This window comes from Priestia sp. VA7 (assembly GCF_055710015.1).
In genome coordinates, this window is record NZ_JBVQPN010000016.1 from 1 (window position 1) to 14180 (window position 14180).

The window sequence follows — 14180 nt, forward strand, 5'->3', positions numbered from 1 at the left end:
GATAGCGAAGAGGTCACACCCGTTCCCATACCGAACACGGAAGTTAAGCTCTTTAGCGCCAATGGTAGTTGGGACTTTGTCCCTGTGAGAGTAGGACGTTGCCAGGCACCTGAAAAAGGACTAGCTAAAATAGCTAGTCCTTTTTTTATTATTCACAGAGTATAAGCTATCTACATAAAATGGGGTAAATGAAGTGCATAAAGAAGTTATATCTTGTCGATACTTATTTAGTGGAGGTGGAGAGTAATGGAAAAACAAATTAAAACATGTTCCGTTTGTCATGAACAGCATACAAAGGGTATTGAGGTGTTTTCCAGCTTTATATGCCAACACTGCGAGGTAGAGATTGTAGAGGTGGATTCATCTCATTTTCGTTATCAATTGTTAGTAAATCAATTAAAGAGAATATCAGGAGTGTTTTCTTACTAAAAGCCCTTTTTTATAAGGGCTTCTTTATATGGCTCAAAAAAATCATCTAAGTTTGTTATAATGAAAGAAAAATGAATTTTGATAGGAAAAATACTTACATATTCTTTTATCAAGTTAGCAATGTTATATTTACAAAAGTAAGGAATGGATGTATGGATACATATTTACCTTTATATAACCGTTTAGTAAGGCACAGCGAAAAGAGGTCACTCTCTTATCACGTGCCCGGCCATAAAAATGGTCAAATTCTACCTTCACATATTCAGTCTTCTTACGCAGACTTTTTGCAATACGATCTAACGGAAATTAGCGGATTAGATGATTTACATGAAGCAGAATCTGTTATTAAAGAAGCACAAGAGTTAACGGCAAAGTTGTATGGAGTAGATGAAAGTTTTTTTTTAGTTAATGGTTCTACTGTAGGCAATCTCGCCGCGATTTTATCTCTTTGTCATGAAGGAGATAAAATTGCTGTTCAAAGAGATTCTCATAAATCTATTTTTAATGCTATTGCTTTATCAAAGGCATCACCTATTTTTTTAGCTCCTGAAATAGATTCCAAAACACATCTTAGTACAGGTGTATCCATTAAAACAATTAAAGCAGCTTTAGAGGGTTCTCAGGATATAAAAGCATTTGTATTAACAAATCCTACTTATTACGGGGTGGCGCGAGATCTAAAGGAGATCATTGACTTTATTCATGGCTACAATATTCCTATAATTATTGATGAAGCTCATGGAGCCCACTTTATTTTAGGTAATCCTTTTCCGTCGTCAGCTGTTACGTATGGAGCGGATCTTGTTGTTCAGTCAGCACATAAAACGCTGCCAGCTATGACTATGGGTTCTTATTTACATATGCAGGGGACGTTGATAAATAAGCAAAGCGTTCGGCATCACCTACAAGTACTGCAGTCAAGCAGTCCCTCATACCCTATTATGGCTTCTCTCGATTTAGCACGGTATTATCTGCAGCAGTTTACTCAGTATGATATTGATAGAATGACTGAAAATATTCATTCGTTTGTTGAAAAGATTAATGAGATTGATACACTTTCAACTATTGATGTGGAAACAGATCAAACTGCTACCGACCTTTTGAAAATGACGTTGACTTGTTCGGCTGCAACAGGATATCATTTGCAAAAGGAACTGGAAAAGCAAGATATTTATACAGAACTAGCTGACGTTAACTATGTATTGTTTGTGCTACCTTTAAGCAGCAGTTGGGATTTTAATGATACAATTAAGCGGGTTAGACAAGCAGTAGAGAATATACAGCGTAAGTCATATGAAAAACTAATAATCAAACCATTTCGTTTTTCAAAAGCAACGGTTCTCCTGCCTATGGAAGAAAGAAAACTAAGAACAAAGCATATGTGTTCTTTTGAAGAAGCGATTGGGTGTGTAAGCGCACAATCTGTTATTCCATATCCTCCTGGAATTCCTATTTTAATGGAGGGAGAAACGATTACAAGCAATCATATTGACTATATTTTGCATATTCAAAGGTTAAATGGTCATATTCAGGGCGGCTCTTGTATGGAAGAAGGAAAGATAGAAGTATTTAAATAGAGAAAGGAATTTATATACATGTCAGGAACGTTTATTACATTCGAAGGGCCAGAAGGTGCTGGTAAGACGACGATCATCCACATGGTTCAACAAAAATTAATACAAGAGGGCTATAATATTGTATTAACAAGAGAGCCTGGAGGCATACGAATTGCTGAACAAATTCGTGAAATCATCTTAAATCCATCTAACACGGAAATGGATGCCAGAACCGAAGCGCTTCTTTATGCTGCGGCTAGAAGACAACATCTTGTAGAAAAAGTGATTCCTGAGCTAAATAAAGGGAATATAGTATTATGTGATCGTTTTATTGATAGCTCACTTGCTTATCAAGGAAATGCGCGGGGTATAGGCGTAGAAGATATTTTTGCTATCAATCAATTTGCTATTGAGCAAACGATGCCACAGGCCACTTTATATTTTGATATTGAGCCTGAGGTAGGGTTAGAAAGAATTAATAAAGGTCGAAAAGATGAGATTAATCGATTAGATTTAGAATCCTTAGACTTTCATTACAAAGTACGAGATGGATATTTATCTCTTTTGAGTGAATTTCCAGAGCGTATTCGACGAATTGATGCAAATCAATCCGTTGAAAAAGTCTATGAAGAAGCTTATAAACAAATAAAATTGATTTTAAAATAAATACAGATGATCGTTATTCTTGCTATACTATTCTTAACAAAAAAGTAAAATGAGGTGTTATTCATGAAATTAGTAATGGCCGTTATTCAAGATTCAGATAGCTCAAAGCTTTTAAATGCACTTGTAGAAAGAGGGTTTCGTTCAACCAAATTATCAAGTACGGGCGGATTTTTAAAATCAGGGAATACAACAATTATGATTGGTACAGATGATCATAAAGTAGATGAAGTACTTGATATTATTAAGGGCCAATGTGAAAACCGCAGGCAGATGATTTCTCCTGTGGCACCGATGGGCGGTAATGCAGATTCATACATTCCGTATCCTGTTGAAGTTGAAGTGGGCGGAGCTACAGTATTCGTACTACCAATAGATCAATTTCATCAATTTTAAGAGAGAAGATTTTAAATAGAAAGTGATGATTGAATGGGAAATACATGGGAACAGCTTGAAGCTCTTCAGCCGAACGTATTAAAGATTTTGCAAAACAGCTTACTTAAAGAGCGAGTTGCTCATGCTTATTTATTTGAAGGAAGCAAAGGAACAGGTAAAAAACAAATTAGTTTTTTGTTTGCTAAAGCGCTGTTTTGCCAAAATCCAGTTAATCATAGGCCATGCCATGAGTGCAGTAACTGCCGGCGAATTGATTCAGGTAATCATCCAGATATTCACTTGATTGAGCCAGCCGGTTTATCGATTAAAAAAGAGCAAATTCAATTTTTGCAATCAGAATTCACAAAAACCGGTGTTGAATCTAATAAAAAGTTATATATTGTGAATCATGTTGATAAAATGACAGTAAGCGCAGCAAATAGTTTACTGAAATTTTTAGAAGAGCCTGGCAACGGAACTTATGCAATTTTATTAACAGAAAATATACAGCGCTTATTAGATACAATTATCTCACGTTGCCAAGTAATATCATTTCGATCTCTTACACCAGAACAGTTAGCTGAAAAACTAGTAGAAAATGGCCTTTCCGGAGTAGATGCGTCCATCTTGTCTAATTTAACAAACAGCATTGATGAAGCAATTGAATTAAGTAAAGATGAATGGTTTGGACTTGCAATAAAGTTAGTGATACAATTATATGAAGTGTTAACAACGAGACCTCAACAAGCTCTTCTTTTTATTCATGAAAAGTGGGTAGCACATTTTAAAGAAAAAGAACAAGCACATATTGGTTTAACTTTATTGATGCTTCTTTATCGTGATTTGTTGACGCTGCAAGTTGGACAAGAGTCTAAAATCGTCTATCGTCATAAAATAGAAGAATTAAAACAGCAAGCTCTTCAGACAACGCAGGAAAAAGCGATTTATCGCTTAGAGGTTATCTTGAAGGCCAAAAATAAATTAAATTCAAATATGAATCTACAGTTATTAATGGAACAGCTGGTGTTGGATTTGCAGGAGGGATAAAAGCTTGTATGATGTAGTAGGCGTTCGCTTTAAAAAAGCGGGAAAAATATATTATTTTGACCCTGGAGAACTTACAATTCCAGATGGTGAGTTTGTTATTGTAGAAACAGTTCGTGGTGTTGAATTTGGCAGAGTGGTTATTAATAAAAAGCAAGTAAGTGAACACGATGTCGTACTTCCTTTGAAAAAAGTAATCCGCATTGCCGAACAAAAAGACAGGCTGATTGTGGATGAAAATAAACAAGCTGCTAGAGAAGCGTATGATGTATGCGTGCAAAAAATTCAATCACACGATTTAGATATGAAGTTAGTAGATGTAGAATATACGTTTGATCGTAATAAAGTCATTTTTTATTTTACAGCAGACGGCCGTATTGATTTTAGGGAGTTAGTTAAAGATTTAGCTGCTATTTTCCGTACGCGAATTGAGCTTCGTCAAATCGGTGTACGAGACGAGGCAAAGCTGTTGGGCGGGATAGGTCCTTGTGGACGTATGCTATGTTGCTCAACGTTTTTAGGTGATTTTGAGCCGGTTTCTATTAAGATGGCCAAAGACCAAAACCTATCGCTTAATCCAACGAAAATTTCTGGTTTATGCGGACGTTTGATGTGTTGTTTAAAATATGAAAATGATGAGTATGAAACGGCAAAAGAACAGCTTCCTGATATAGGCTCAACAATTAAAACTTCAGATGGTTCAGGACGTGTAGTGGGTTTGAATATTTTGGAAAGAATTATTCAAGTGGAACTGTCAGATCACGAACAAATTTTAGAGTATACTCTGGATGAGATCAATAATGAAGGTGCTGTTTCGTTTCAAGCCACAGATTAACGAGGTGGGCAAAGGTGGATAAAAAAGAGATTTTTGATTCGGTGACAAACATGGAGGAACAAATTGGTCATTTATATAAGCAGTTAGGTGAGTTGAAAGAGCATCTTGCTGAGCTAATTGAAGAAAATCATCACCTGCAAATAGAAAATGATCATTTGCGCCGTCGCCTTGACCAGACAAACTTCGAAACGAAGCTGAAAAATAGACATTCAAAAGCAAGCGCTCAAACAAAAGAACAAAAACAAATTGATATCGGAGAAGGATATGACAATTTGGCTCGCCTTTACCAAGAGGGTTTTCATATTTGTAACATTCATTATGGAAGTGTGCGTAAAGATGGAGACTGTTTGTTTTGCTTGTCATTTTTAAATAAAAAGTAACAACACCTCTCCCTTTTGGAGAGGTTCTTTTTATGAGTAAAAGATATAAATAATAGATGTACAAGGAGAAGAACGACTATGGTTGAGTTATATGGAGATGAACGTTTAGATTATCTATTAGCGGATGAGGAGATGCGCATTATTCAAAGTCCGTCTGTCTTTTCCTTTTCATTGGATGCTGTGCTTTTATCTCACTTTGCTTATGTCCCAATTCGTAAAGGTAACTTGGTTGATTTATGTTCAGGAAACGGTGTAATCCCCCTGTTTTTATCTAAACGAACGAAGGGAAAAATCATTGGTGTAGAAATTCAAGAGCGGCTACACAGTATGGCGCAAAGAAGTATTGCGTATAATCAGCTCGATGGGCAGATTAAAATGATACATGGTGATTTAAAAAATGCGCCTCAAGAACTGGGTTATGGACAATATGATGTTGTAACATGTAATCCTCCTTATTTCACCACATCCAATAAAGAAGAGATAAATGAAAACGAACATTTTGCAATCGCTCGCCACGAAATTCATTGTTCGTTGGAAGATGTGATTAGAGCCAGTAGCCAACTAGTGAAGCAAGGCGGAAAAGTGGCATTAGTTCACCGTCCAGGAAGACTATTAGATATCGTTACGTTAATGAGGCAGTACCGTTTAGAGCCAAAGAGACTTCAGTTTGTCTATCCTAAAGATGGGAAAGAAGCAAATACACTTTTAATTGAAGGTACGAAGGATGGAAGTCCAGATTTAAAGATTCTTCCTCCCCTGGTGGTCTACCAAGATAATGATGAATACACGGACGAATTAAAAAGGATTTTATATGGAACAAAATAATCATTATTTTTATGTAGTTGAATGCAAGGACTGTACGTATTACGCTGGTTACACGAATAATTTGCAAAAACGTATTTCTGTCCATAATGAAGGAAAAGGGGCAAAATATACGAGAGCAAGAAGGCCTGTTTCATTAATTTGGCATGAGGTGTTTACTTCTAAAACAGAAGCTATGCAAAAAGAGTATTGGTTCAAACAGTTAAGCAGAGTGCAAAAACAGGCTTACATTCGAAGGGAGCAAGAAAAGCAGAATGAAATCACAAAAAAGTTATGATGTATCGAATGAACGAGGCGTTTTATATTTAGTTCCCACTCCTATTGGAAACTTAGAGGATATGACATTTCGTGCGATTCGAATTTTAAAAGAAGTTGATTATATTGCCGCAGAAGATACGAGACAAACGAAAAAACTATGTAACCACTTTGAGATCGATACGCCTATTACAAGTTATCATGAACATAATAAACATACAAAAAGTGAACAGCTGTTAAGCGACTTAGACAGTGAAAAAAATATTGCTTTAGTAAGCGACGCGGGCATGCCTTGTATTTCAGATCCTGGTTATGAGTTAGTGGTAGCTGCCGTTAAAGAAGGATATACGGTTGTTCCGCTGCCGGGGCCTAACGCAGCATTAACAGCTTTAATTGCTTCGGGACTACCTACGGGGCAGTTTTACTTTTATGGATTTTTAAACAGAAATAAAAAGCAGCGTAAAGAACAGCTTCAAGAGCTTCAATATATTAAGGAAAGCATGATATTTTATGAAGCTCCTCATCGATTAAAAGAAACGCTAAAGAGTATAGAAGAAATTTTAGGGAACCGATCTATTGTGTTATGTAGAGAGTTAACAAAACGCTATGAAGAATTTTTAAGAGGAAGTGTATTAGAAGCAATTGAATGGACAAATGCCACAGATATTAGAGGCGAATTCTGCTTAATTCTTGAAGGGACAAATGAAGAAGCGCCAGATGAAAGTAATCTATGGTGGGAACAGCTCACCATTATCGAGCATGTTGATCACTATGTAGAAGAAGGACTTTCAAACAAAGAAGCTATTAAGCAAGTGGCAAAAGACCGAGATGTGTCAAAGCGAGACATTTACAGTGAATATCACGTACATTAAAAAAAGCTGTCTATCATAGACAGCTTTTCGTTTTATTTAGAAGCTTGTAAAGAATCTTGAAGTTCTTTCATGATTTGTTCTGCACCTTCACGGCTTAGAATTAATTTGCCGCTAGCAAGCTGAATGTTATCATCAGATACTTCACCTGTTACTTGGCAAGTCATGTTTGGTTTGTATTTTTTTAAGATGATGCGCTCTTCATCTACATAGATTTCTAGAGCATCTTTCTCTGCAATTCCTAATGTACGACGTAATTCAATTGGAATTACTACGCGTCCTAATTCATCAACTTTACGAACAATACCTGTAGATTTCATGTTAATCGTTCTCCTCTCAGTAATCATTTTTCTATGTTATTACTTTCGTCATTATTCGACAATTTCAACGTACTTTCATAATACCAGCGTTTCCAAAACTAGTCAATCATTTTATATGTAAAAAAATGTAGCTGGTAAAAATTTTTTTCTCCACTTGTTTACAAGCTAATTGTGACCGTCAGTCAAGGAATGACAAGGGGTTTCATTGGAAAAAAGATTAATCGCCTAAATAGCTTGATATTAACTATTTTGAAGATAGGGTAAATATAATTCGACATAAAACGACAAAATTAGACCTATTTGTCGTTTTCATCAAAATGACTTTTTGAATGAGAGTATATTTTATATAAAAATAGGGCGAAGCTGATACAATTAACAGGATTATTTTTTGGAAAAATAACGATTATTTAAAAATGAAGTGAATCCGTCATATTCCCATGTATATAGGAAGAGAATGTTTTGAAATTATCATGTAAAATAGTATGATAGATAGTAGAATAAGAAGACAGGGTTTATATGATTACATACATATAAACCAAAATGTTGAAATGGAATGTTGGAGGTTATGAACATGGCAGATGGAAATAATACATTTTATATTACTACGCCGATTTATTATCCGAGTGGTAAATTACATATAGGACATGCATACACGACGGTAGCGGGAGATGCAATGGCTCGTTATAAACGTTTGAGAGGGTTTGACGTACGTTATTTAACAGGTACAGATGAACATGGTCAAAAAATCCAGCGAAAAGCAGAAGAGAAAAACGTGACACCTCAGCAATACGTAGATGATATTGTATCTGGAATCAAAGAGCTGTGGGATAAGATGGATATTTCGTATGATGATTTTATCCGTACAACAGAACCAAGACATAAAGAAATCGTGGAAAAGATTTTCGCGCGCCTTTTAGAACAAGGTGATATTTATCTTGATGAGTATGAAGGTTGGTATTCAGTTCCCGATGAGACGTATTATACAGAGCATCAACTAGTAGATCCAATCGTTGAAAATGGAAAAGTTGTAGGCGGAAAAAGCCCGGATAGCGGACACCCTGTAGAGCTCGTTCGAGAAGAGTCCTATTTCTTTAAAATGGGGAAATACGTAGATCGTTTACTAGCTTTTTATGAAGAAAACCCTTCATTTATTCAACCAGAGTCCCGTAAGAACGAAATGATCAATAATTTTATTAAGCCTGGCCTTGAAGACTTAGCTGTTTCTCGTACGACGTTTGATTGGGGGGTAAAAGTTCCAGGTAACCCAAAACACGTTATTTACGTATGGATTGATGCGCTTTCTAACTATATCACCTCTCTTGGGTACGGTACAGAGAACGATGAAAACTATCGAAAGTATTGGCCGGCTAACGTACATTTAGTAGGAAAAGAAATCGTACGTTTTCATACCATTTATTGGCCAATCATGTTGATGGCCCTTGATTTGCCACTTCCTAAGAAAGTATTTGCTCACGGCTGGTTATTAATGAAAGATGGAAAAATGTCGAAGTCAAAAGGGAATGTAGTAGACCCAGTGACATTGATTGACCGCTATGGATTAGATGCCCTTCGTTACTACTTACTTCGTGAAGTTCCATTCGGTTCAGACGGTGTATTCACACCAGAAGCGTTTGTTGAACGTATTAACTTTGACTTAGCAAATGACCTTGGCAACCTAGTTAATCGTACAGTGGCGATGATTAATAAGTATTTTGATGGTGTTATTCCGACTTATGAAGGCAATGTAACAGAGTTTGATGCACTTATCGTCCAAGCTCAAAAAGATACAGTGAACAAATATGAAGAAGCGATGGAAGATATGGAGTTTTCAGTGGCTCTTGCTTCTATCTGGCAATATGTAAGCCGTACGAATAAATACATTGATGAAACGCAGCCTTGGGCGTTAGCAAAAGATGAGAATAAGCGTGCAGAACTTGCTTCTGTTATGACACATCTAGCTGAATCAATTCGTCACATTGCGGTATTGCTGCAGCCATTCTTAACACGTACACCTGAGAAAATTTTTGCTCAGATTGGTGTAAAAGAAGATGTATTAAAAACGTGGGAAAGCACGACGCGTTTTAATATGCTTAAAGAAGGCACAAAAGTAGAAAAAGGTGAGCCGATGTTCCCTCGTCTAGATCGAGAAGAAGAGGTAGCGTTTATTAAAGAGCAGATGCAAGGAAGTGCTCCAAAGGAAGAAAAACCTGTTGTGAAGGAAGAGCCTTCTGAAGAGATTACAATTGATGATTTCATGAAAGTAGAGCTTCGTGTAGCGCAAGTTACGCAAGTAGAACCAGTTAAAAAAGCAGATAAACTATTGAAGCTTCAGCTTGATCTTGGCTATGAAAAACGCCAGGTTGTATCAGGTATTGCCAAGTTTTATAAGCCTGAAGAATTAGTAGGTCGAAAAGTAATTTGTGTAACCAATTTAAAACCTGTGAAACTGCGCGGTGAACTATCACAAGGAATGATTTTAGCGGGTGAAGATGAGAATGGTCTTTCACTAGCAAGCGTAGATCAAAACTTAGCAAATGGCACGAAGATAAAATAACTATAGGTAAAAGGGGTGTTTCACGTGTAACATGCGAGGACCCCCTTTTATTCATGGAAAGGATCGATTAGATGTTATTTGATACACATGTTCATTTAAACGCAGAACAGTATGAAGATGATTTGCAAGAAGTAATTAATCGTGCGTTAGAAAAAGGTGTTCAAAACATGGTAGTTGTTGGATTCGATGAACCTACCATTAAAAAGGCTATTCAAATAGCTGAAACGTATGACTTTATCTATGCTAGTGTTGGGTGGCATCCAGTAGATGCAGTTGATATGACGGATGAGCACTTAGCTTGGATTGAAAAGTTAGCTCAGCATCCGAAAGTTGTTGCTTTAGGGGAAATGGGATTAGACTACCATTGGGATAAATCACCTAAAGAGGTTCAAAAGGACGTATTTCGCCGTCAAATTCGCTTAGCTCGCAAAGTGAATTTACCTATCATTATTCATAATCGTGATGCAACAGAAGACGTGGTAACCATTTTAAAAGAAGAGCACGTAGAAGAAGTAGGCGGGATTATGCATTGCTTCACGGGCAGGATTGAAGTAGCGAAGCAGTGTATGGATATGAATATGTATATTTCTTTTGGCGGACCTGTTACTTTCAAAAATGCGAAAAAACCAAAAGAAGTTGCTACAGAGCTTCCTTTAGATAAACTATTAATTGAAACAGACTGTCCTTATCTGACTCCTCATCCATTCCGCGGCAAGCGCAATGAACCTGGTTATGTTTCATACGTAGCAGAGCAAATTGCAGAGTTAAAAGGTATAACGTATGAAGAATTAGCTGATATTACAACAGCTAACGCTAAAAAGCTATTTGGCATTAATGATTAAAACTTTTTCTCATATAACAATCATTTTCGTGTTAAAGTAAAGATAGGCGCAGAGGAGAATGTTATCCTCTGCCTTTTTCAGTTAAAATAACAGGTAGATGTTTTTTAATTTAGTTGATAATAAGATAAAACGTTGATTTCATAGAAGAAAAATGATGTGCGCAACTAGCATTTCATTTTTACTGAAAAGCAAATGAACAAAACTGAATGTTTTGGAGGAAGCAATGAAGATTAAAGAAATTATTGTAGTAGAAGGCCGAGATGACACTGTAGCAATTAAACGTGCAGTGGATGCGGATACCATTGAGACAAATGGATCAGCTGTAAATGAAGAAACCATTGAGAAAGTAAAATTAGCTCAAAAAACACGAGGCGTGATTATTTTTACAGATCCAGATTATCCAGGACAGCGAATTCGAAATATTGTTTCAGAACGTGTTCCCGGATGTAAACATGCATTCTTAGATAAAGAAGAGGCTCGCCCTAAAAATGGCAAAGGTATTGGAGTTGAACATGCTTCTATTGCATCTATTCAAAAAGCACTAAAAGATGTGAAGCAAGAGTGGATGGGGGCAGCTATGGAGATTTCTCAAGAGGATTTAATCGTAGCTCGTTTGATAGGAGATAGTAAAGCCAAGTCTCGACGTGAAAGAATAGGCAAGTTATTAAAAATTGGTTATGCCAACGGAAAGCAGCTCCATAAACGATTACAGATGTTCCAAATTTCAAAAGAGGACTTTATCAGAGCTGTTGAGCAGATAAATAAGGAGGAAAAGGGATCGTGTTAAAAGATATTGCAACGCCTAATCGAACCAAGGAAATTTTAAAGAAATACGGTTTTACATTTAAAAAGAGTTTGGGACAAAATTTTTTAATTGATACGAACATTTTACATCGTATTGTTGATCATGCGGAAATAACAGAAGAAACGGGAGCTATTGAGATTGGACCTGGTATCGGGGCCTTAACTGAACAGCTAGCAAAGCGCGCAAAAAAAGTGCTGGCATTTGAAATCGATCAGCGTTTGCTTCCGATTTTAGCTGATACTCTTTCTCCTTACTCAAATGCAAAAGTTATTCATCAAGATGTGTTAAAAGCGGATTTAAAAGGGACGCTCGAACAAGAATTTGAAAACATAGAAGATTTAATGGTCGTTGCGAATTTACCGTATTACGTGACGACACCCATTTTGATGAAATTATTAGAAGAGCAAATTCCGGTACGTGGAATCGTCGTTATGCTTCAAAAAGAAGTTGCTGAACGTATAGCAGCTAAACCGGGAACAAAAGAGTACGGTTCACTTTCTATTGCTATTCAATACTATACAGAGGCTGAGACGGTTATGATTGTGCCTAAAACAGTGTTTAATCCGCAGCCTAATGTGGACTCAGCTGTTATTCGATTGTTAAGAAGACCGAAGCCAGCGGTAGAAGTCGAAGATGAAGCATTCTTCTTCCAAGTTGTACGGGCAAGTTTCGGACAGCGTCGAAAAACAATTTTAAACAATCTAGTGAACAACTTGCCAAATGGAAAGCAGAAAAAAGCGGACATTGAGCAAGCACTTTCAACTGCTGAAATTGATCCGAAACGAAGAGGCGAAACGTTATCTATTCAAGAATTTGGAAAGCTAAGTGATCAACTTTTAAAATCATTTCGCTAAATTATCACATTTTTATCATGAAGTCATAGGCTATGAAGAGAATTTATTTTTGAAGTAGCAAAGACGGAGTGAAGCATATGAACATCAAAATTGGTGATATAGTTACACGACCTTCTTATCAAAGAGATTTGCTTTTTCGTGTTATAGCTATTAATGACAGCGAAACGGGGAAATATGCGACTTTAATAGGAGAAGACGTTCGGTTGATTGCGGACGCTCCTTGTACAGATCTAGAGGTTGTGGATGCTAAAGAACAGGATCAAAGAAAAAAACAAGAAGAAGAACTTTTAGAAAGATCCTTGGAGCTTATTCAACAGGATTATCGGCTCGTTCGAGAGAAAACTGAATATAGCATGACAAATGGATACAGCCATTCACATCGCTTATTTCAAATTCCAGGAAAGGTCCTGCACGTAGACGGAGACCCTAATTATTTACGTAAATGTTTGTTGGTTTACGAAAAAATTGGTGTTCCTGTTTATGGTGTTCATTGCGTTGAGTCAGAAATGCCTGAGAAGGTTGGAAAGCTAATTGAGGATGTAAGACCCGATATTCTAGTGCTGACAGGTCATGATGCCTATTCCAAAGGAAAAGGAAATAAAGATGATCTCCTTGCTTATAGACATTCCAAGCACTATATTCAAACAGTCCAAGAAGCAAGAAAAAGAGTTGGTAATTTAGATCAGCTGGTGATTTTTGCAGGTGCCTGTCAATCGCATTTTGAATTATTGATTCAAGCTGGAGCAAACTTTGCTAGTTCACCCTCACGTGTAAATATTCATGCTCTTGACCCTGTGTATGTAGTAGCAAAACTAAGTTTTACTCCTTTCACGGATCGTATTAATGTATGGGACGTCTTACGTAATACATTAACGGGTGCTAAAGGTTTAGGAGGAGTAGAAACAAAAGGGCTGCTTCGCACGGGCATGCCTTATGAAAGCGATGAGTAGAAATAAAAACAACTGGTTACAGCATGTACACGCATGATGTGCAACCAGTTGTTTTTTCGTATGAAGCCAAAGTATACGCTTAATTACACAAAATCATTTTCAATATTTGCTAAAGATATACATATTTCGTTGAAAAACGAGCATACTAACAGCGAAATGTAGATTCATGTTGAAAATTATTTATTGACACAATTAGAGATAGATTGTTATAATTTTATGTTTTTGACTATTTTTCTAACATGTGTTATACTATACATAGTGAGGTGGACCAATATGGCGAAAACTTTGTCTGATATTAAGCAAGCGCTGGATTTGCACCTAGGCCAACGATTAACTTTAAAAGCAAACGGTGGTCGTAGAAAAACAGTAGAACGTTCAGGTGTATTAACAGAAACGTACCCATCTGTTTTTATCGTTGAATTAGATCAAGAGGAAAACTCTTTGGAGCGGGTTTCGTATAGTTACGCAGATGTGTTAACGGAAACAGTGCAACTAAAATTTTTCTAAGAATGACATAGGCAATATAGCAAGTGGTGATGAGCAGTGGACATTGGTTTACTGCTTTTTTATTGGTCTTTTTTTCAAATTATATATGCATTATTTTTTATACATACTATACATATCGTC

General features: G+C 36.6%; 17 protein-coding genes and 1 rRNA gene. 17 read left to right on the top strand and 1 reads right to left on the bottom strand.

Annotated features, from left to right (window positions below; genetic code table 11):
* The 11 genes from rrf to rsmI form a co-directional block, all read left to right on the top strand.
* Nucleotides 1–107, top strand: a 5S ribosomal RNA gene (rrf, locus tag AC0C45_RS28435); the annotation flags it as partial.
* Nucleotides 108–246: 139 nt separating this feature from the next.
* Nucleotides 247–429, top strand: a complete 183-nt coding sequence (locus AC0C45_RS28440; RefSeq protein WP_080621343.1) for a sigma factor G inhibitor Gin — start codon at nt 247–249, stop codon at nt 427–429.
* Nucleotides 430–581: 152 nt separating this feature from the next.
* Nucleotides 582–2006: an aminotransferase class I/II-fold pyridoxal phosphate-dependent enzyme gene (locus tag AC0C45_RS28445; RefSeq protein WP_047932844.1), complete on the top strand. Its 1425-nt coding sequence runs from the start codon at nt 582–584 to the stop codon at nt 2004–2006.
* 18 nt (nt 2007–2024) lie between these two features.
* Nucleotides 2025–2651: a dTMP kinase gene (gene tmk, locus AC0C45_RS28450; protein WP_047932845.1), complete on the top strand. Its 627-nt coding sequence runs from the start codon at nt 2025–2027 to the stop codon at nt 2649–2651.
* A 63-nt stretch (nt 2652–2714) separates the two neighbouring features.
* Nucleotides 2715–3044, top strand: a complete 330-nt coding sequence (locus AC0C45_RS28455) for a cyclic-di-AMP receptor (RefSeq protein WP_047932848.1) — start codon at nt 2715–2717, stop codon at nt 3042–3044.
* Between the two features lie 33 nt (nt 3045–3077).
* Complete coding sequence (gene holB, locus AC0C45_RS28460; protein ID WP_016762697.1) at nt 3078–4070, top strand: DNA polymerase III subunit delta'; 993 nt, start codon at nt 3078–3080, stop codon at nt 4068–4070.
* Nucleotides 4071–4074: 4 nt separating this feature from the next.
* On the top strand, nt 4075–4902 hold the full coding sequence (locus tag AC0C45_RS28465) for a PSP1 domain-containing protein (RefSeq protein WP_013054847.1): 828 nt from the start codon (nt 4075–4077) through the stop codon (nt 4900–4902).
* A gap of 14 nt (nt 4903–4916) precedes the next feature.
* Nucleotides 4917–5282 (top strand): DNA replication initiation control protein YabA, encoded by a 366-nt coding sequence (yabA, locus tag AC0C45_RS28470; RefSeq protein WP_013054848.1) that lies wholly within the window; start codon nt 4917–4919, stop codon nt 5280–5282.
* A 78-nt stretch (nt 5283–5360) separates the two neighbouring features.
* Nucleotides 5361–6107 (top strand): tRNA1(Val) (adenine(37)-N6)-methyltransferase, encoded by a 747-nt coding sequence (locus AC0C45_RS28475; protein ID WP_013081333.1) that lies wholly within the window; start codon nt 5361–5363, stop codon nt 6105–6107.
* Complete coding sequence (locus AC0C45_RS28480; protein ID WP_013054850.1) at nt 6094–6381, top strand: GIY-YIG nuclease family protein; 288 nt, start codon at nt 6094–6096, stop codon at nt 6379–6381. The genes AC0C45_RS28475 and AC0C45_RS28480 overlap by 14 nt, the downstream gene beginning before the upstream one ends.
* Nucleotides 6359–7231 carry a 16S rRNA (cytidine(1402)-2'-O)-methyltransferase gene (rsmI, locus tag AC0C45_RS28485; protein ID WP_016762698.1) on the top strand — a complete coding sequence of 291 codons (873 nt, stop codon included), beginning with the start codon at nt 6359–6361 and terminating at the stop codon, nt 7229–7231. The genes AC0C45_RS28480 and rsmI overlap by 23 nt, the downstream gene beginning before the upstream one ends.
* Nucleotides 7232–7263: 32 nt before the next feature.
* On the opposite strand, the gene AC0C45_RS28490 is transcribed toward rsmI, so the two are convergent.
* Nucleotides 7264–7554 (bottom strand): AbrB/MazE/SpoVT family DNA-binding domain-containing protein, encoded by a 291-nt coding sequence (locus tag AC0C45_RS28490; protein ID WP_170836841.1) that lies wholly within the window; start codon nt 7552–7554, stop codon nt 7264–7266.
* A gap of 565 nt (nt 7555–8119) precedes the next feature.
* Here AC0C45_RS28490 and metG point away from each other — a divergent pair.
* From metG to veg, 6 genes are all read left to right on the top strand, one after another.
* On the top strand, nt 8120–10102 hold the full coding sequence (metG, locus tag AC0C45_RS28495; protein WP_014462067.1) for a methionine--tRNA ligase: 1983 nt from the start codon (nt 8120–8122) through the stop codon (nt 10100–10102).
* A 71-nt stretch (nt 10103–10173) separates the two neighbouring features.
* Complete coding sequence (locus AC0C45_RS28500) at nt 10174–10944, top strand: TatD family hydrolase (protein WP_472929207.1); 771 nt, start codon at nt 10174–10176, stop codon at nt 10942–10944.
* A gap of 223 nt (nt 10945–11167) precedes the next feature.
* Entirely contained in the window at nt 11168–11731 is a 564-nt protein-coding gene (gene rnmV / locus AC0C45_RS28505) for a ribonuclease M5 (protein WP_013081337.1), read from the top strand.
* Nucleotides 11725–12603 (top strand): 16S rRNA (adenine(1518)-N(6)/adenine(1519)-N(6))-dimethyltransferase RsmA, encoded by an 879-nt coding sequence (gene rsmA, locus AC0C45_RS28510; RefSeq protein ID WP_472929208.1) that lies wholly within the window; start codon nt 11725–11727, stop codon nt 12601–12603. The genes rnmV and rsmA overlap by 7 nt, the downstream gene beginning before the upstream one ends.
* Nucleotides 12604–12680: 77 nt before the next feature.
* Nucleotides 12681–13553 (top strand): sporulation peptidase YabG, encoded by an 873-nt coding sequence (gene yabG, locus AC0C45_RS28515; protein WP_013081339.1) that lies wholly within the window; start codon nt 12681–12683, stop codon nt 13551–13553.
* A gap of 273 nt (nt 13554–13826) precedes the next feature.
* On the top strand, nt 13827–14060 hold the full coding sequence (gene veg, locus AC0C45_RS28520; protein ID WP_013054859.1) for a biofilm formation stimulator Veg: 234 nt from the start codon (nt 13827–13829) through the stop codon (nt 14058–14060).
* The last annotated feature ends 120 nt before the right edge of the window (nt 14061–14180 follow it).